This is a genomic window from Pseudomonas sp. NPDC090752, assembly GCF_055584805.1.
The window spans coordinates 39,648-57,853 of the sequence record NZ_JBVJLI010000014.1 but is presented as its reverse complement, the minus strand read 5'-3'; the positions used below and the strand labels follow the sequence as shown (position 1 = coordinate 57,853).

General features: G+C 64.6%; 12 protein-coding genes. 6 read left to right on the top strand and 6 right to left on the bottom strand.

Annotated elements, in window-relative coordinates; genetic code table 11:
- Position 1: 1 nt before the first annotated feature.
- Together peaB and peaA are read right to left on the bottom strand one after the other, a co-directional pair.
- On the bottom strand, positions 2-1,432 hold the full coding sequence (gene peaB, locus ACZ6YA_RS18750) for a quinohemoprotein amine dehydrogenase maturation protein (RefSeq protein ID WP_465898583.1): 1,431 nt from the start codon (positions 1,430-1,432) through the stop codon (positions 2-4).
- 50 nt (positions 1,433-1,482) lie between these two features.
- Positions 1,483-3,048: a quinohemoprotein amine dehydrogenase subunit alpha gene (gene peaA / locus ACZ6YA_RS18745; RefSeq protein ID WP_465898582.1), complete on the bottom strand. Its 1,566-nt coding sequence runs from the start codon at positions 3,046-3,048 to the stop codon at positions 1,483-1,485.
- A gap of 480 nt (positions 3,049-3,528) precedes the next feature.
- On the opposite strand from peaA, the gene ACZ6YA_RS18740 reads away from it, so the two are divergent.
- A complete protein-coding gene (locus ACZ6YA_RS18740; protein WP_465898581.1) occupies positions 3,529-5,022 on the top strand; it encodes an aldehyde dehydrogenase family protein in 1,494 nt (497 codons plus the stop codon).
- Positions 5,023-5,160: 138 nt separating this feature from the next.
- On the top strand, positions 5,161-6,474 hold the full coding sequence (locus ACZ6YA_RS18735) for an alginate export family protein (protein ID WP_465898580.1): 1,314 nt from the start codon (positions 5,161-5,163) through the stop codon (positions 6,472-6,474).
- A 36-nt stretch (positions 6,475-6,510) separates the two neighbouring features.
- Here the strand turns inward: ACZ6YA_RS18735 and qhpG are convergent, their stop codons facing one another.
- The 4 genes from qhpG to ACZ6YA_RS18715 are packed head-to-tail and all read right to left on the bottom strand — an operon-like array spanning position 6,511 to position 12,096.
- Complete coding sequence (gene qhpG / locus ACZ6YA_RS18730; protein WP_465898579.1) at positions 6,511-7,791, bottom strand: flavin-dependent monooxygenase QhpG; 1,281 nt, start codon at positions 7,789-7,791, stop codon at positions 6,511-6,513.
- Positions 7,784-8,461 carry a subtilisin-like serine protease QhpE gene (gene qhpE / locus ACZ6YA_RS18725; protein WP_465898578.1) on the bottom strand — a complete coding sequence of 226 codons (678 nt, stop codon included), beginning with the start codon at positions 8,459-8,461 and terminating at the stop codon, positions 7,784-7,786. Before qhpE ends, qhpG begins: the two co-directional genes overlap by 8 nt.
- Complete coding sequence (locus ACZ6YA_RS18720; RefSeq protein ID WP_465898577.1) at positions 8,451-10,184, bottom strand: ABC transporter ATP-binding protein; 1,734 nt, start codon at positions 10,182-10,184, stop codon at positions 8,451-8,453. The genes qhpE and ACZ6YA_RS18720 overlap by 11 nt, the downstream gene beginning before the upstream one ends.
- A gap of 1 nt (position 10,185) precedes the next feature.
- A complete protein-coding gene (locus ACZ6YA_RS18715; RefSeq protein ID WP_465898576.1) occupies positions 10,186-12,096 on the bottom strand; it encodes a sigma-54-dependent Fis family transcriptional regulator in 1,911 nt (636 codons plus the stop codon).
- 317 nt (positions 12,097-12,413) lie between these two features.
- On the opposite strand from ACZ6YA_RS18715, the gene ACZ6YA_RS18710 reads away from it, so the two are divergent.
- From ACZ6YA_RS18710 to ACZ6YA_RS18695, 4 genes are read left to right on the top strand one after another with little or no spacing between them, the layout of a single operon-like run.
- Entirely contained in the window at positions 12,414-13,742 is a 1,329-nt protein-coding gene (locus ACZ6YA_RS18710; protein WP_465898575.1) for a hypothetical protein, read from the top strand.
- Positions 13,743-13,774: 32 nt separating this feature from the next.
- Positions 13,775-16,006, top strand: coding sequence for an Ig-like domain-containing protein (locus tag ACZ6YA_RS18705; RefSeq protein WP_465898574.1), 2,232 nt, complete (start codon positions 13,775-13,777; stop codon positions 16,004-16,006).
- 15 nt (positions 16,007-16,021) lie between these two features.
- On the top strand, positions 16,022-16,492 hold the full coding sequence (locus ACZ6YA_RS18700) for a curlin (protein ID WP_465898573.1): 471 nt from the start codon (positions 16,022-16,024) through the stop codon (positions 16,490-16,492).
- Positions 16,493-16,508: 16 nt separating this feature from the next.
- Positions 16,509-17,954 carry a curlin gene (locus tag ACZ6YA_RS18695; protein WP_465898572.1) on the top strand — a complete coding sequence of 482 codons (1,446 nt, stop codon included), beginning with the start codon at positions 16,509-16,511 and terminating at the stop codon, positions 17,952-17,954.
- Positions 17,955-18,206 lie beyond the last annotated feature (252 nt).

Below are 18,206 nucleotides of genomic sequence, written 5' to 3'. Positions count from 1 at the left end.
GTCAATGCGCCTTCCGCGGGGTGATGTAGCGGTCGATGAAGGCCGGGTTGGCGGCCATGATGCGGCTGTAGACCTCGATGCCGAAGTCGACCCAGTCACGCATCAGCTCGCAGTAGTGGTAGGTCGGGTGCTGGGGGTCGCCGTATCGCGCATAGCTCTCGTGGTAGCAGCCGCCGGAGCACAGGTTGCGGATGCGGCAGCTGTCGCAGCCGGTGTTGCTGCGGTCCAGGCGCTGGGACAGGAAGTCGTTGAGCTGCGCCTGCTTCACGCCCTGGTGGACGTTGCCGAAGGTCGGCAGGCTGGAGCCGGTGAAGCGGTGGCAAAGGTTCAGTTCGCCCTCATGGTCCACTGCCAGCATCTTCAACCCGGCACCACACGGCAAGGCTTTCTTGTGGCCCTCGTGGATGTCGGTAATCAGCTGGTGCAGGTTGGAGAAGCCGATGTTGCGGTGTTCCAGCGCCGCCTCCAGGTATTTGCGGCCAAGCGCCTTCATGTTGGCGAATACCTGCACCAGCTCTTCACCCGTCAGGTTGAAGTCGGCCATGTCACCGGAGGTGACCGGAGCAAAGCCGACTTCGGCGAAGCCCATTTCATTGAACAGGTGATTCCAGATGGTTTCGACGTCGGTGATGCCACGGGTCAGCGTGACCCGCGCGCCCACCGGGCGGCTGGTATAGCGCGACAGCAACAGGTCGGCCTTGCGCCGCACCACGTCATAGGTGCCCTGCCCGCCCACGGTAATGCGGTTGCGGTCGTGTACGGTCTTGGGCCCGTCGATACTGATCGACAGGCCGAAGCGGTGGGTGTTGAGCCAGTCGATGATCTCCTCGGTGAGCAGGGTCGCGTTGGTGGTCATGATGAACTCCACCTGCTTGCCCGCTTCGGCGAAACGCCGCTCGCAGTACGCGACCATGTGCTCGATCAACGGCCGATTGGACAACGGCTCGCCACCAAAGAACACCACGCTGTAGCGCTGTTCATCGGGCGATTCCTTGAGCAGCATCTCAACCGAAGCTTCGGCGGTGGCAGCGCTCATCTTCTTGCCGGCGGACGGTTTGTCCAAGTCTTCCTTGTAGCAGTAGGTGCAGCTGAGGTTACAGCCGGTGTTGACGTTGAGCACCACGGTGTTCAACGCGGTGCGTTCGACCTGCTTGAGGGCGATTTCCGGGGTCAGCGGCGAGCCGTCGCTGACCAGTTCCAGGGCGATCAGCTCGTGCAGGGTTTCCTGAATATCGTTGCCGGCGAACTGCTGGCCGAGGCGCTGCATCAGCTCCTCGGCGGAGCAGCCTTGCTGGCGCAGGGTGTCGATGATGCCCCCGGTCACCGCGTCGGCGGTGAACAGCGAGCTGCTGGGGATATGGAACAGCATGCGATCGGCATCAACCTGCACTTCGTGCAGGTTGCGTTCGACCAGGTTCAGTAGTGCGCCCATGATGACTCCTGATAATCGATCCGTTGGTTGACGCGTCTGCTAACGGGCCCCTATGGCAAGGGCGGATTGTTCCAGCGCTGTACGGTGACGATCATGTGCCCCTCGCCACGCTGCCCGCCGTCAGCCAGGGTGGCGATGACTTTCAGGTTGCCGGCGTTGTTGGTCATCATCTTGCGCGCCGGGTTCGGGCCTGCGCCGCCCGGCACGAACACGCCGTCTGCCTGCATCTGCCCGGCGAACTTGACGTCTTCGTCCTCGACCGCCCGTTCGTTGAACGGCTCGACCTGCCACGTGGCCGGCAGGTAGCCGATGCGCAGCGGTTGGCCGCTGGCGTCCTTGCCCCAGGCTTCGGCCTCGAAGCGCCCCTGCACCTTTGGCACCGAGGCGCCGTTTTCGCCGATACGGGCGATGGAGAATGCCGGCACCACCTTCACTTCCTCGACTTTGTCGTAGACCGCGAGGTTGCCGCCCTTCAACGTACCGACCGCGACTTCACGCTGGCCAGGTTTGGCGTCGGAGGCAGCACGTGCCTTGACCCGTACCAGCGTTGGGGTCTGCTCCAATACTTCGATCACCTCTACACCTGCTCCCAGGTCCGGCTTGCCGCTGAGGTCACTGCCGACCAAGGTAATCTCACTTTCGCCGCCTGCCTTGATAAACCCAGGCTGCACTGCCAACAGACGTGGCTTGCCCTCTTTCACTGCCGTGAAGTCCAGCCCGCGCTCGTCATGCTCAGCCTCGAACATGCGGCCTTTCATCTCGCCATCCAGGGCGGCGAACACCTGACGCAGGTTGGCATCGCCGACCTTGACGTTGCCACGCCATTCGTAGCCGTTGTAGAGAATCGCCGAACCCGTGCCATTGAAGGCCGTTCCGTCGGCGTAGGCGCCCTTGACTTCGACCTTGAAGGTATCGCCCTGGTCGGGGCTGACCGTCATCACCCCGCGCACATCGCCTTTGGCCAGCATGTGGCCGCTGAACGACCATTGCCCCGGCAGCGTCTCGGCCTTGGGTTTGGCCTTCTGCCAGTCGGCCCAGGCCGCGTCTTCCAGCGGGTAGCGCTTGGCCAGTTCCGGCACCACTTGCTTGAGGGCGATGTCCAGCCAGTCGCGGTCACGCGCCTGGGCCTGGTATTCCAGCGATGGCCACTGGCTGAGGTGGAAATTGACCAGGTGCGCCCACTCCTGCGCCGGGCGGCGCTGCAGGGCAACCCGGGCACCGGAGTGGCAGCGGCCACAGGTTTCGCCGATCAGCGGGTCGAAGTGCTCTACGGTGTTCAGCCGACGCTCCATGGCGTAACGCACGCCATCGGTTTCACTCGGCGCCAGGCCCTGCTTGTCGGCCAGGTACTTGACCAGGGTGCGGCGGTCGTCGTCGCTGATCTGCAGGCCGTGCATGATCTGCATGCGAGCAATGCTCATCAGCCAGCCTTCGGGGGTCTTGCGCTGATGGCTGATGCGGCTGTAGCTATCGTTGCCCTCGGGGATATGGCACCCCATGCACTTGTTCTGCAACAGGCTCGGGCCCTGCTCGGCCGCCATGGCCTGGGTGCCCAGCAGTGCGGCGGCGACCAGCGCCAGTTTGCCCGCCTGCCGCCGGAGTCGAGTCGTCTTCAAGGTCAGACCTCCACGGTTGTTGTTCTTATGGTTTTCGCACGCTTTGGTACAGCAGGTGTGCATGTGACAGTTGCGATACAGAAACTGTGCCACATGCTTAAAAGTTGTTGTGTTTCAGCTTCTTAGTGGATCTAACAGGTCTGTGGCCGCCTCCTCAAATCGCGTTCGAGCGTGCCATTTCGCGACAGGGTGTTTCATCTTGAGACAGCGCCAACTGCGCAGGCCTCTTCGCGGGCAAGCCCGCTCCCACAGGGCAATGTGGTGACCCTGTGGGAGCGGGCTTGCCCGCGAAGAGGCCGCGACAGGCACTGTTTCAATCACCGTCTCACAGCGTCTCAATGTGCAACAGCGCAGCGCTGCAATTGCATCCTTGCATCAGAGCAAAACCTAGTGCAGTCAAGACCTTGCACACATTTGGTGAGTTTGGCACGGCCATTGCGCCAGTGCCCGCCACATCCAATGACAAGAGGCACAGCCCCCATGCTTTCCGACCTGCCCATCCTGCCCGCCACCCGCGCCTTCCTCGAGCGCAAGCTGAAGATGCGCATCGGCGCCGACTGGCAGGACGCCGCCAGTGGCCGTACCCTGTCGTTCCGCAACCCGGCCACCGGCGAGGTGCTAGGCGAAGTGCCCGCCGCCGAGTTGGAAGACGTCGACCGCGCCGTGCGCGCCGCCCGCCAGGCTTTCGACGACTCGCCGTGGAGCCGCGTGCGCCCACGCGAGCGGCAGAATTTGCTGTGGCGCCTGGCCGACCTGATGGAGCGCGACGCGCAGCAGCTGGCCGAGCTGGAATGCCTGAACAACGGCAAGAGCGCCGCCGTGGCCAAGGTCATGGACGTGCAGTTGGCCATCGACTTCTTGCGCTACATGGCCGGCTGGGCCACCAAGATCGAGGGTAGCACCGTCGAAGCCTCGATGCCGTTGATGCCCAACGACCAGTTCCATGGTTTCGTGCGCCGCGAGGCCGTCGGAGTGGTGGGTGCCATCGTTGCCTGGAACTTCCCACTGCTGCTGGCCTGCTGGAAGCTCGGCCCGGCGCTGGCCACCGGCTGTACCGTGGTGCTCAAGCCCGCTGACGAAACCCCGCTGACTGCGCTCAAACTTGCCGAACTGGTGGATGAGGCCGGCTACCCGGCCGGGGTATTCAACGTGATCACTGGCACCGGCAGTGGCGCTGGCGCGGCGCTGAGCTGCCACGCCGGCGTGGACAAGCTGACCTTCACCGGCTCCACCGAGGTCGGCAAGCTGATCGGCAAGGCGGCCATGGACAACATGACCCGCGTCACCCTGGAGCTGGGTGGCAAGTCGCCGACCATCGTCCTGCCCGACGCCAACCTGCAGGAGGCCGCCGCCGGTGCTGCCACGGCGATCTTCTTCAACCAGGGCCAGGTGTGCTGCGCCGGCTCCCGGCTGTACGTGCACCGCAAGCACTTCGACAACGTAGTGGCGGACATCGCCGGTATCGCCGACGGCATGAAGCTCGGCAGCGGCCTGGACCCTGCCGTGCACATGGGGCCGCTGATCTCGGCCAAGCAGCAGGACCGCGTCACCGGTTACATCGAACTGGGCCGCGAACTGGGCGCGACCATTGCCTGTGGCGGCGAAGGCTTTGGCCCGGGTTATTTCGTCAAGCCGACGGTGATCGTCGACGTCGACCAGCGTCATCGCTTGGTGCAGGAGGAGATCTTCGGGCCGGTGCTGGTGGCGATGCCGTTCGATGATCTCGACGAGGTGATCGGCATGGCCAACGACAACCCCTACGGCCTGGGCGCCAGCATCTGGTCGAACGACCTGGCTGCTGTCCATCGGATGATCCCGCGCATCAAGTCGGGCTCGGTGTGGGTCAACTGCCACAGCGCCCTGGACCCAGCCCTGCCGTTCGGGGGCTACAAGATGTCCGGCGTTGGCCGCGAGATGGGCGCGGCGGCAATCGAGCATTACACCGAACTCAAATCGGTGCTGATCAAGCTCTGACCCTCAATCTGTTTCGGCCTCTTCGCGGGGCAAGCCCGCTCCCACCAGGGTTTGCGCAGTCTTTGTGGGAGCGGGCTTGCCCCGCGAAGAGGCCAGCACAGACAACTCAAAAAACAACAAGAAAACATGGAGCACACCATGAGGCACTCGCTCGCCTGCACATTGGCCCTACTGCTGGCCACCCCGCTCAGCCAAGCCCACGAACTCTACAATCACAACGGCACTACCTTGAGCGCCGACCTCGAAGCGCTGTTCGGTATCTTCAACAGCGACGAGAGCTACAACCAGGCCGGCAACCGTCAACCAGGTAGCAGCAACTGGCGCGAGGGCTACGTCAAGTACGGCCTCAGCGGTAGCCAGGCGCTTGCCGACAGCGGCGCCCTGTATGGCGCTTTCAACCTGCTGAGTTCGGCCACCTGGGGCGATGGCGATGCCGCTGGCCTGACCCTCGGCGACGAACGCCGTACAGCCATCGAAGACCTGTACCTGGGCTGGCGTTCGGCCAATCTGTTCCCTGCGTTGGGCGAGGATGGCGTGGACATCTCCGGTGGCCGTCAGGTGGTGGCTTTGGGTGACGGATTCCTGATCCAGGGTGACCCGGTCAACCTGGGCAATGTCGACCTGGGTGCCAACTTCGACCGCGGCGGCGCCTATTATCTGGCCGCGCGCAAGGCTTTCGACCGCACCGCGGTGCTGCGCCTGGGCGGTAAGCACGGCTGGCGTGGCGACGTGATATGGCTCAAATCCGATAATCACTACCAGGCCGATACGTCGCTGGCGGTGACCAACATCGAGCATGTCGCAGACGCCGGCACAGTCGGCCTCAGCTGGATCCGCGGCCTGGACGTCGATCAACGTTACGCGCAGATCATGGGCCTGGAACACCGCGATGGCATGGACACGGTGAGCCTGCGTGGGCGCGGTAATCTGGGAGTGAAAGACCTGGAACTGGCCGGTGAGTACGTTACCCAGGACCGCACTGACGGGCGCGAGGACGCCTGGTACCTGGAAGGTAACTGGACATTCTCGGAACTGCCCTGGACGCCCACCGCCACGTATCGCTACAGCCGTTTTTCAGAGGACTTCGATCCCCTGTTCTATGGCCTGAGCCGAGGCTACGGCACCTGGTTTCAGGGGGAAGTGGCGGCCAACTATGCCGGGCCGTTCAACAGCAACAGCCAGGTGCATCACGTGGCGCTCAAGGGCAAGCCCCGGGATAACCTGACGGTGGGGGCGTTGTACTTCGACTTCGATACGCTCGACACCGACCAGGGCAACCTCGGTGGACGCGAGCTGGACCTGTATGTGGAATGGATGGTCAACGAGCACCTGCTGATCAGCCCGTTGGTGGGGTTCTACAAGCCAGAGCGCAGTGCGGGCAATGGTGGGACGCAGATGGGGAGCCGGGATAGCGGGGCTTACCTGCAACTGGTGGTCGGGACTTTCTTCTGATCCGGCAGGCTGGGGCCGCTCTGCGGCCCCCTGTTTTCAGGGACAACCTTGCTCTGCCAGCCACCGCCGCAGCCTTAGCTGATCGGTAGCAGAAAGGCCGATCAGGGTCGATTCCACCCCCTGTCCGGACTGCACCGCCCGCACCACGGCCGCCAGCTCGACCCCTTGCAGATGCCAAACGCCCAGCGGTTGATCCGCCGTCACAACCACTTCGGCCTCATCCACCCAGCCTTCCCGTAACACGGGCCTGCGTTCTACCCGTACCGCCCGCCAGTCCGCCGCCAGATGCAATGGCTGCGCATCCGGCCATTCCCGCCGCCTCGCCCAGAACGGTTGCTCTGCGCGAGCCTGCTCCTGACCATAAAAATCCCGCCCGATCCGCGCAAAGCGCATGAACAACTGCTCGACCCGCTGCTGATGAAATTGCCGCGCCAAAGCGGCTCGCTCGGGCCGACGCAACAAGGTGTTGATCACCACGGGCGCCTGCAGCGCCGATGACAGCGATTGGAAAATGCCGTTCCCCGAAAGTGGGTCAACTGCCATGGCAGCATCGCCTACCCGGATCCAGCCTTCTCCCACGCAATCCCCGGCAAGGATTGCCGTACTGCTGCGGGCATGCACCTGCGCAGGCTCCAATGCGCGCGCGTCGAACAACTCAGCCACCAACGCTGACGCACGTCGACGTGCTGCGCAGTATTCCGGTAGTTCGGCTTTACCCGGTACGCCTTCGGCATTGAGGGTGATCTGCCAATAACAGCGCCCATCGGCCAACCTGGCCATCCAGGCCCAGCCATCGTCCAGGCTTTCCACCGCCGAAGCCGGTATTCCAGGCTCGCCTTGCCACAGATTGAGCAGGCTGATCGTTTCCGGACCGCGCAGGCGATCAGCCGCCAACGGTGCCTGCCGGCCACGCGCTTCTACCAGAAAGTCGGCGTGCAGAATTTGCCCATCGTCCAGGCGTACCTGTTTCGCCACTTCACGGATACGCCCCTCGACCAGCGTCACGCCCGCACGCGCAAGGTCTTCTCGCAAGGCACAGTCGAAGCGTTGCCGGTCGAGCAGAAATTCCTGGTTCATCTGCAGGCGTTCGCCGTTCCAGCGCACCTGACGGGTCGCCGGCATCGCCGCTTCACCCAAGGCGCCACCCAGGCCTGCATGGCGCAGGCCCTCCAGTACCCGTTGCGATACGCCTTCCACGGCCGCGAAGCGCCGCCAGTCGGAGACCACCGTCACCGGATAGCCGAGCCGACGCAGACCCATTGCCGTGGCTGCGCCGGCAGGCCCGGCCCCCAATACCAAAATCTGCGGCTCAGGCATTGCCCACACCTCGCCGTTCAGGGCCAACGAAGGCCGCATGGGTTTGCAGCCAGGCCAGCACCTGCTCGCGCTCAAGGCCGGGATATTGCTGCAACAGCGCCGCGATCCTCCCGGTCAGCGCAGCGCAACCCAAGCTGGCTCCCGCCATGCTGCGTTCGCCCACGTAACCGCCGAAATCGGCCTGGGCACTGTTCAGCCACGACCATTGCCCCAGGGCGCAGCGGGCATCGCCGGTCATGCGGATGACATCAGGATAAGCGCCAGGGTACACCGCATTACCCTGCGCCGGGCTCGACGCACAAAGCAGCACACCAGCAGCCTGAACCTCGGCACAGGCCTGGCGTAACACCGGCCGATCCTGCTGCAGACCGAGACTCAGGTTGATCAGCGTTGCGCCCTGCTCGGCCAGCCACAACAGCGCGGCGGCAACCTGCAAGGCGCTGGTGATGCCCTGCCCAGTGAATACCTGAGCTGCCAACAGTGTCACCTGGCCCGCTTCCTCTTGCAGGCGAGCCAGCACGGCGCTGCCATGGCCCAGCCGGTCCGGCTCAGGTTCACCCTCACGCAATACACCGCCTTCCAGCCAGAAACGCCGCGACGCGACCACGCTCTGGGCCTGTTCGGGTGAGTAGCCACTGTCAATCACGCCGACCCGTAGTTCATTGGCCATGCTCAGTGGCCTCCTGCGGCAGTATATGCAACTGCCCGCCTTGCAGATGCAAACGCAAGTCGGCATCGGCGAGGGTCGATGCACGGTGGCTGATCAGAATGCGGGTGCGCCCGGCGAACAACCGGTCGATGGCAGCGATCACTTCGCGCTCAGTGGCTTCGTCGACAGCCGAGGTGGCCTCGTCCAGCACCAGGATCGACGGGGCCTGCAGCACGGCGCGGGCAATCGCGATACGTTGTTTCTGCCCGCCGGAGAGCTGCTGGCCACGCTCACCGAGCAAGCCGTCCAGGCCCAACGGCAGGCTGTCGACCAAGGTATCGAGCTGCGCCAGGCGCACCACCCGCTCAAGCTCCTCACGGCTGGCCTGGGGTGCGCCGTAGGCGAGGTTCTGCGCCAAGGTGCCACGGAACAGCACGATGTCCTGGCTAACGACGGCAATACGCTGGCGCAACGCAGCCAAATCGAGTTCGCGCAGGTCCACGCCATCGAGCAGGATGCGCCCGGTGTCAGGGTCATAGAAGCGTTGCAACAGGTCGATCAGGGTCGATTTACCGACACCGGAGGCCCCGCTGATGGCCACTTTCAAACCGCCTGGCACGCAGGCGTGGACATCCTCCAACACCGCCCCTTGACGGCCGTCGTGGGTAAAGTGCACACCTTCAAGGCGCAGCTCACCGGGGCCATGTGGCATCGGCCGAGGCGCCTGAGCTTCGCGCACCGCTACGGGTTCCTGTTTCAGTTCCATCACCCGGCCCAGGCTGACCGCCATGCGCTGCACCGCTACATAGAGCCCCAGCAGGCTCTGTACCGGGCCAACAGCCATGCCCATGTAAGTGGAGAACGCGATCAGCGCGCCCAGTTGCCAAGTGCCCTGGATCACCCACCAGCCACCGACCAGAAACGCACACGCGCGACACCACGACGTCAGCGTGCCCGGAATTGCCTGAGTAAAGAACTCGGTGACCTGCACCTTGAGCAACTGGCGCATGTAGCCCTGCCCAAGCTGGTCCAGGCGCCCGGCCTCGCGGTCTTGCTGGCCGGCGGCCTGGATGAACTTCATCGCCGGCAGCGTCTCGACCAGGAACGATGACACATCCGCCGAACGCTCGCGCAAGCTGCGCACTTCGCGCTCGACCTTGCGCCGCATCCAGCGCAGCCACAGCACTTCGATCGGGATCAACAGCGCCAGCAGCAGCGACAGCTGCCACGACAGCAGCAACATCAACGCCACCGCGCCCACCAGGCCGATCACCGCCGACACCGCCGAGAACAGCGAGTCCACGGCAAAGCGTTGAATTTCCGCAACGTCGCCATCCAGCCGAGACAGGATGTCGCCGGTGCGCCGCCGCCCATAGAACGTCGGCGACAACTGCTGCAGATGGCGGTAAAGGTCATCGCGCAGGGCAAACAGGATGCGCCCTGACAGCCGCGTGTGCAGGTAGCGGTTGACGCCCGCCAGCACAGTGCCGAGCAGGCCGGCGACGATCATGATCGCGGCCATGTGCCAAAGCGTCTGGTAATCTTTGGCCAACAAGCCTTGGTCGATCAGCGTCTTGACCAACCAAGGTTGCGCCAGGGCCAGGACCGAGGCGCCCAGGGACAAGCCCAGCAGCACGCCGATAGCACGCCGCTGGGGGCGGACGAAACCATACAGCCAGGCCAGCGCCTGGCGCATGAGGACGGGGTCGCTGGTCTCGACCAGCCTTGCGAACAAGCCGCCCATGTCAGCCCCGCAATTGCTTGAGCTTGCGATACAGCGTCGCCCGGCTGATCCCCAGCGCTTCGGCGGCGGCCGAGACATTGCCCTGATGGCGGGCCAGAGCTTCGCGGATCAGCTCCAACTCATTGTCCTTCAGGCTCCCGGAGGGCGCCGTGCCGCTGGCCAGTTCATCAAGCAGGCAGTCGGTCAGGTGATCGAGGGTCAGCTGATCCTCCCCGTCCTCGCGCATGGCTAGCGCCGTGCGCACGACCATCTCCAGCTGGCGGATGTTGCCTGGCCAGTCGAAGCCTTCGAGCATCGCGGTAAGTGCCGGGTCGAGCGTGACGCCCTTGGCACCCGCCTTGTCCAACAGGCCCTGAATAATGATTGCCAGGTCATCGCGTTCGCGCAGCGGGGGCAAGCGCAACGACACACCATTGACCCGATAGAAAAGATCTTCCCGAAAATGCTGCTCGTGGACCAGCCGCTTGAGGTCACGGTGAGTAGCGCAGATCAGGGCCACGTCGATGTCCTGCTCGTCGGCCGCGCCCAGCGGTGCCACCCGACGCTCCTGCAACACCCGCAAAAGGCGCGCCTGCAGGGCCAGCGGCATGTCGCCAATCTCGTCGAGGAACAGCGTGCCACCGTGGGCCTGCATCAACCGCCCGACCATGCCGCCCCGGCGCGAGCCGGTGAACGCACCCTCGCGGTAACCAAACAGCTCCGACTCGATCAGCCCTTCGGGAATGGCCGCGCAGTTGACCGCAACGAAGGGTTTGTCGGCCCGTGGACTGGCTTGGTGCAAGGCCCGCGCCACCACTTCCTTGCCGGTACCGGTCTCGCCCAGCAGCAATACCGGCAAGCCATTGCCCAGGCCCTGGCGAGCCATGCGCAAGTTGCGAGCCAGGCGTGCGTCGCCCCCGGCGAGGGCGTCCAAGGCCGGTGATTTGTTGGCCAGCGTCGGTTTGCTCGGTGCCACGTTGCCGTTCAACTGGCCATGGCGCGGCAGCTGCAAAGCACGGAAGAAAAACTCGCCCTTGGCGGTCTGCACGCTGCTCACGCCGCCCTGCCACAGGCGTGCGATAAAGGCCGGCGAACGCTCACCCAGCAGGTCGCTGCTGCGCCGCCCGATCAGGCCCTGGCGCGGCACCTGCAACAGCTGGCAGGCGTTGTCGTTGGCGGCCAGCACTTCACCGTCCAGGCTCAGCGCCAGCAGGCCGTGCCAGGCACTATTGAGGTATTGCGGGCGGCTGTGGAAGGCCAGCACCAGGTGCTCGGGATGACACAGGCCGAACAGCCGGCTTTCGATATTGCCGGCCGCCAGCATCAGCAGGGTCATGCTGTCCTGGGGCTGGGCCAGGTTGCCTTCGCGGGTGACGTCAAGCACGCCGATCACCTCGCCATTCGGGTCGCGCAGCGGTACCGAAGTACAGGCAAAGGGACTGAGCCGGTCGAGGTAGTGTTCGCCGCAGTTGATCAGCGTCGGCCGCCCTTCCACCACCGCCGTACCGATGGCGTTGGTGCCGCGCAGCGACTCGCTCCAGCAGCTGCCGGGGTGCAGGTCGCGCAGGCCTTCGCGTTCGAGGACGTGGGTTTGTCCTTCGATGGCCAGCACGTTGGCCTGGGCGTCGCCGAGGATGATGATCCCGGCCTTGCCCTGGCGTGCGACCAGGTAGTCCAGTTCGGGGGTGACGGCATCGACCAGCAGCCGATTGTGTTCCAGCAATGCACGCAGGTCATGGCCGTGTTGCAGGCCCAGGCCGACCTGCTCGCCCTGCAGGCAATCCAGGCCATGGCCCAGGCTGCGGCGCCAGGACGCGTCGATTTCGTCGCGCAGCATGCCCATGGGCAGCTCGCCTTCGCTGGCCAGCTTGAGCCGGGCCTGGCGGGATTCGTGCAGCGGATCTTGGGCGTATGGTTGTTGTTGTCGCGCCATTTTTCGCTCCGGCTATAACCCCTCACGGGTGGGGGTCACGGGCTTGGGATTTTTTCGCAGTGTGCGGGAGAATTTTCTGGGAGTCATTAGCGCCGCGTGGCAAATCCTAAGCCTTGCCCCCCCAATTCCACCACCAATCCCACCCCCCAACCCTGGGGAACACCCCCCATCCGCACACGTGCAAGACCATCGAGCCAAAACCTAAAGCCCAAGCCCCACACGCCCTCCAGCCCATTTTCCAACACTTGGCACGGCAGTTGCCGTTCCTCTACCAGACGCCCCAAGTCCATGGGCCCGTTTGCAGGAGGAGTTGACTCATGCACCGACCGAAACCCACCCCGCTGGCCGTGGCGATCCTCGCCAGCATGCTCCAGCTACCGGCCCAGGCAGCGCTGTATGCCGTCGACACCGGTCCCTACAACCCCGCCAATGGCGGTTTTGCCGCCTGGTACCAGGACTCGCATGGGCGAACCCTGGACCTGTGCCTGACCAAGGCCGTTAGCTCACGTGCCGGCGGTGCCCCCGGGGCACCGGCCTATATGTGCACGCTGCTGCCGACACCCGGCGTGTTCGACGACACCCAGCCCATCGTCTTCCCCAGCAACTTCCCCGACGAAGCGTTCTGGTTCACCGCCGACGCCGCCATCGTCGACGCCGCCCGCGGCATCGACCTGAGCTACGGCACGGCGATCGAAGCGGCGTTCGCCGCCGAGGAGCCGGTCGAAGGCGACCAGGTGAGTTTCGCCCGCGTACGGATTCGCGTCGATGTGCCGACCGCCGGCACCTACGTGGTTACCCACCCCTACGGCGTCGACGTGTTCGACGTGCCCGCCGCCGGGCGCCGGGCAATCAACATGACACGTGACATCGGCATTGCTGGCGCTGGTGACTTCAGCGGCGCGCTCAAGGGTGATGTCGGGCCGTTCCTGCGCAGCGTCAATGGCCCTTACACCGAGGGCAGTGAACGTTTCATCGGCGACCCCAACCTGGAAGAGCGTGTCACTGGTAGCCCATTCAACACCAACTTCGTGCGTATCGAAGGCCCTGGCGGCATCGACCTGCGCACCGAGTTGTTCTCGATTTCCGGCAAACTCTCCGATGTCGCCCGGCCGACCCCGTTGATGCCGCTGCGCAGCACCTACTCACGGCACACCGAGAACGGCGACCTGCGTGCCCAGCAGGATGTGTTCGTCATGGCCCCGCCACCACCGGCCAGCGTCACACTGACGAGCCAGACGCCAAATCTCAGCCTCACCGAAGCCAACGGTACCGGCGCCTGGTATGCCCAATCGGTGCTCAACCCGATCGTACCGGCCACGTTGGTGCTCAGCGCCGACAACAGTGTGGCGATCCCCACCAGCAGTGTGACCACCGCCAACCTGCCGCTGACCGACCTGGTCACCATCAGCCGCGCCGAATTCAGCCTGGCCAGCGGCCAGCTGACCCTGGTGGCCAGCACCAGTGACGAAACCAGCCCGCCCGTGCTCAGCGCCCGTACTGGGAACGGCACGTTCATCGGCAACCTGGCCGGCAACGGTGCCGTGAAAACCCTCAACACCTCTCTGTCGCCCATCCCACCCGCCAAGGTGCAGGTCACCAGCGCCAACGGTGGTAGCGACAGCGAAGACGTGGTGCTGGTGCCATGAACAGACAAAGGCTCCGCCTTCAAGGAGGCAGCATGAACACTTGGCAACGCCGCGCGCTGTTGGCCGCCGGTTTCTCCCTCACTGTCACCAGCGCGGCCTGGGCCGCTCTGTCCGATGTCGACCCTGGGCCCTACACCTTTGCCACCGGTGGTTACCCGATGTGGTACAAGGACGCCAACGACCTGTCTCTGGAGTTGTGCCAGTCACGCGCCACCAGCACCCGGGCGCCTGGCGCACCCGGTGCTCCGGCCTACATGTGCACCCTGCTGCCGGAACCGGGCGTGTATGACGACGCGCTGCCGCTGGTGTTCCCAGATAACTGGCCGCCAGAGATGTTCTGGTTCCTGGCCGAAACCGAGATCCCTCAAGTCGGTAACAGCGGCTACGAGCTGGAAGTTTATGTGGCGGGGCTGGAAGCTGCATTCGCGTCGGAAAACCCGGTGGATGGCGACCAGCAGAGCTTTGCCCGTATCCGCATCCGCGCCTCGGTGCCGCGCACCGGCACCTATACCATCACCCACCCGTACGGCGTAGAGACGGTCAACGTCACCACCGCCGGCCGCAGGGCGATCAACATCACTCGCGACATTGGCATCGGCGCCCCGGGCAACTTTACCGGCCCGCTCAACGGTAACCTCGGCCCATGGCTACGAGGCGTCGGCGGCCCGTACACCGAAGTCAACCCCGACACCGGTGCTACCGAAACCTTCATCGGTGACCCCAACCTGACCGAAGCGGTGACCGGCAGCCCGTTCAACACCAACTTCGTTCGCATCGAAGGCCCGCCCGGGGCCATCCAGACCAACGTGTTCACGGTGTCGGGCAAGGCCCTCGACCAGCGCGCACAAACGCCAGTCACCCTCGAGCGCGCCAGTTACTCGCGCAATGGTGCAGGCACCCGTGTGGAAGTCTTTGCCAAGGCACCCAACGATGCCAGCGTGTGCCTGCGCAATGGCCTGGCACTCATTGGTACGCCGCCCTCGCCTTGCCAGTTCAGCCTGCTGTCGGATAACAACGGGTTGTTCTTCAGCCAACAGCTCAGCCAGACCGCGCCGCCACCGGTGGTGGTGGTCACTGCCAGCACGACTACCGGCGGCACCCGTCCGACCGCGTTGTCGAGCAAGCTGACCGACGTGGTCAAGGTCAGCACTGCGCGCTACGACTGGGCCAACAAACGCCTGGTGATCGAAGCGCGCTCCAGCGATGAGGTGGTCATTCCCGACCTGCTCGCCCAGGGCTATGGCCGGATGTCCAAGTCCGGCACCCTGCAGAGCCTGACCATCAACGACCTGGCCCAGCCACCGGCTACCGTCACCATCAAATCGTCCCATGGCGGCAGCGATGTGGAGCCGGTAATCGTGGTCGGCAATGCGCCGGTCGAAGCTGCCAACCAGCCGCCATTGGCGCAAGCCGACAACGGCAGCACCAGCGTCGGTGTACCGCTGACGCTGAACCTGCTGCAGAACGACAGCGACCCAGACGGCGATGTGCCGCTGACCATCAGCGACCTCACCCAACCCGGCACGGGCTTGGGCGGCGTCGTACTCAACGGCACCACCTCGGTGACCTACACCCCGCCTGCAGGTGCTACGCAGCCTCTGGTGGCCACATTCACCTACCAGGCGGTGGACGCCAAAGGTCTGAAGTCGACACCCGCGACCGTGACCGTCAACGTCGCTCCCAACCAGCCACCCACCGTAGCGGCGCAAACCGTAGCGACACTGGGTGTACCGCTGACCATCAACGCCCTGACGGGTGCGGCGGACCCAGAGGGCAATGGCCCGCTGGTAATTGCCAGCGTGACGCAACCGCCAGCCGGTCGCGGCACGGTCAGTACCGACGGCAGCACCGTGACCTACACCCCACCGGCCACAGTCACCACGGCGTTCAGCACGACCTTCACCTTCCGGGTGCGTGACTCACTCGGTGCGCTGTCCAACCCCGGCACCGTCACGGTCAACGTGTCGCCCCGCCCTGCGGCCGAGACCTTCGCGGTCACTGCAGCGACGGTCCAGGCCCGTTCCAACAACCGCTTCAACTGGGACATCAGCGGTACGTCCTCGGTGACCACCGGCAACACCATCACCGTGCGCGTGACCACCAGCACCGGCGTGCAGACGCTGGGCACCACCACGGTACCGGTGACCGGTCGCTGGAGACTGGCAGTCAGCAACAGCACCACGGTGATCCCAACCGCAGCACCGACGGCGACCATCACCACCAGCCAAGGCACCAGCCGCACCGTCAACGTGACCGTGCAGTGAGGCCGGGAGAACGCCATGAAGCGCCTGAACCCTTTGCTGCTGTGCCTGGCCCTCGCCGCCCAGGCCCAGGCCGACGACCTGATGGACAACGCCGACCTAGCGGCCGGCAGCGACCTCGGCGACCCGGTGATCATCCGCCTGCTGCCGGTTGGTGCCGGCCAGGTGGCGGTGATCGAGCAGCAGGGCTCGGGCAACCGCGCCGCCCTCGATCAGAACGGCCAGGCCCTGCTGGGCCGCATCGTCCAGGCCGGGGGGGCGCAAGAGGCGTACATCCTGCAAGAAGGTAGTGACCTGATGGCCAGCATCAGCCAACAGGGAAATGGCAACAGCGCGTCGATCCGCCAGAGCGGCACCAGCAACAACGCCAGCATCGAGCAGATCGGCAACGACAACAGCGCCAGCATCGTGCAGGCCGGCTCGGGCCTGAACAGCTCGGTGACCCAAGCCGGCAATGGCCAGCATGTGCAGATCACTCAATACCGATAGACCTGGAGGCACCACCATGTTCAAGCTCGCTCCTTTAAGCGCCGCTATCGTCCTGGCCCTTGCCGGCCAGGTCATGGCAGCCGACAGCACCTCGACCCAGTCGCAGACTGGCAACCAGAACATCGCCGAGGTCAAGCAGACGGTCGCCCCCTTCGCCGCCGCCACCCAAACCCAGAGCGGCAAGGGCCACAACCACCTGGCCGTGCAGGAAAGCAGCACCAGCTACATCGACCAGAGCGCCAGCGGCTCGTTCAACGCCGGCTACGGCGAACAGCTGTTCGAGAACGGTAGCCAGATCACCCAGCAGGCCGCGGGCGCCTACAACGACGCCTTCGCCAGCCAATCGGTGGGTGAAAACAACGAGGCCCTGCAAGTGCAGCAAGGCGCCGAGAACCGTTCGACCGTGTGGCAGGATGCCCAGTTGGGCAGCCAGGCCACCACCCGGCAGAACGGCCAGCGCAACGAAGCCTTCGTCGAGCAGCTGTTCGGCGGCAGCAACAACAAGAGCCTGGTGAACCAGGACGGTCAGGACAACTACGCGGCCGCCGAACACCTGACGCACAACGACGGCACCATCGAGGTCTACCAGCAAGGCAAGCAGAACTGGGCTTATGGCGACCAACGCGACGGCACCGGCGGCATCATCGCCATCGACCAGAACGGCACCGGCAACTCGGCCGAAGTGTGGCAGGACACCCAGGTCGGGAGCCAGGCCACGGTCAACCAGAATGGCCAGCTCAACGAAGCCTACATTGACCAGAGCCTGGGCAACGACAACACCGCCAGCCTGTACCAACAGGGCAAGTCCAACGCCAGCTGGTCCGACCAGTTCGAGACCACGAACTCCAACACCAACATCTCCCAGACAGGCACCAGCAACCTGCACTTCACCTACCAGAACGGTGACAACCAGAGCCTGACCATCACCACCCAGGGCACCGGCAACAAGGTGATGGCCAGCAACTGGAAGGGCGAGAAACTCGGCGGCCAGTTCGGCAGTGACCAGACTGCCGTGATCAACCAGAAAGGCACCGGCAACGCCGTCAACCTGACTCAGAACGGCAGCCTGCAGATGGCCACCCTGGGCCAGAAAGGCACCAACAACTCGATGGAAACCAAGCAGGCCGACAGCAACAACGAGCTGTACTTCGAGCAGAACGGCACCGACAACATCCTGGTCGCCGACCAACGCGGCACCGACAACTACGCCACCGGTGACACCAACGGCACCGGCAGCACCATCACCCTCGACCAGTCCGGCTACGCCAACCAGAGCTACACCACCCAGCTATACGGCAGCGGTAACGACGCCAACATCAAGCAGACCGACACCGCCAACGTCGCCTACGTGACCCAGGGCGGCAACAACAACAAGGCCATCGTCGACCAGGCCGGCGCCAACCAGAGCGCCACCATTACCCAGATGGGCAATGGCAACACGGCCACGGCTACCCAGCGGTAAGCAGCTCCCCCTTTGAACCGCGGCGTCTACTCTCCCTGGCGCTGCGGTTCCTTTTTTTCTGCTATAGCCGCCGCGCCAAGAGCGAGTCTGAGAACGCCGCGTACCCTGTGGGAGCGGGCTTGTCCCGCGAAGCAGACACCGCGCTGGATGACATGGGCTTCGCCCGTGTTCGCGGGGCAAGCCCGCTCCCACAGAGATGGCCGCGAATAGGCCAACAGCGCTGGCAGCGTTAGAATGGCTGCACTACATCCC

Excerpts from the sequence above, each read along its gene's own strand:
- ACZ6YA_RS18710 (WP_465898575.1), top strand. The coding sequence starts at position 12,414 with ATGCACCGACCGAAACCCACCCCGCTGGCCGTGGCGATCCTCGCCAGC.
- peaB (WP_465898583.1), bottom strand. The coding sequence starts at position 1,432 with ATGGGCGCACTACTGAACCTGGTCGAACGCAACCTGCACGAAGTGCAG.
- ACZ6YA_RS18695 (WP_465898572.1), top strand. The coding sequence starts at position 16,509 with ATGTTCAAGCTCGCTCCTTTAAGCGCCGCTATCGTCCTGGCCCTTGCC.
- ACZ6YA_RS18735 (WP_465898580.1), top strand. The coding sequence starts at position 5,161 with ATGAGGCACTCGCTCGCCTGCACATTGGCCCTACTGCTGGCCACCCCG.
- ACZ6YA_RS18720 (WP_465898577.1), bottom strand. The coding sequence starts at position 10,184 with ATGGGCGGCTTGTTCGCAAGGCTGGTCGAGACCAGCGACCCCGTCCTC.
- ACZ6YA_RS18740 (WP_465898581.1), top strand. The coding sequence starts at position 3,529 with ATGCTTTCCGACCTGCCCATCCTGCCCGCCACCCGCGCCTTCCTCGAG.
- ACZ6YA_RS18705 (WP_465898574.1), top strand. The coding sequence starts at position 13,775 with ATGAACACTTGGCAACGCCGCGCGCTGTTGGCCGCCGGTTTCTCCCTC.
- qhpG (WP_465898579.1), bottom strand. The coding sequence starts at position 7,791 with ATGCCTGAGCCGCAGATTTTGGTATTGGGGGCCGGGCCTGCCGGCGCA.
- ACZ6YA_RS18715 (WP_465898576.1), bottom strand. The coding sequence starts at position 12,096 with ATGGCGCGACAACAACAACCATACGCCCAAGATCCGCTGCACGAATCC.
- qhpE (WP_465898578.1), bottom strand. The coding sequence starts at position 8,461 with ATGGCCAATGAACTACGGGTCGGCGTGATTGACAGTGGCTACTCACCC.
- ACZ6YA_RS18700 (WP_465898573.1), top strand. The coding sequence starts at position 16,022 with ATGAAGCGCCTGAACCCTTTGCTGCTGTGCCTGGCCCTCGCCGCCCAG.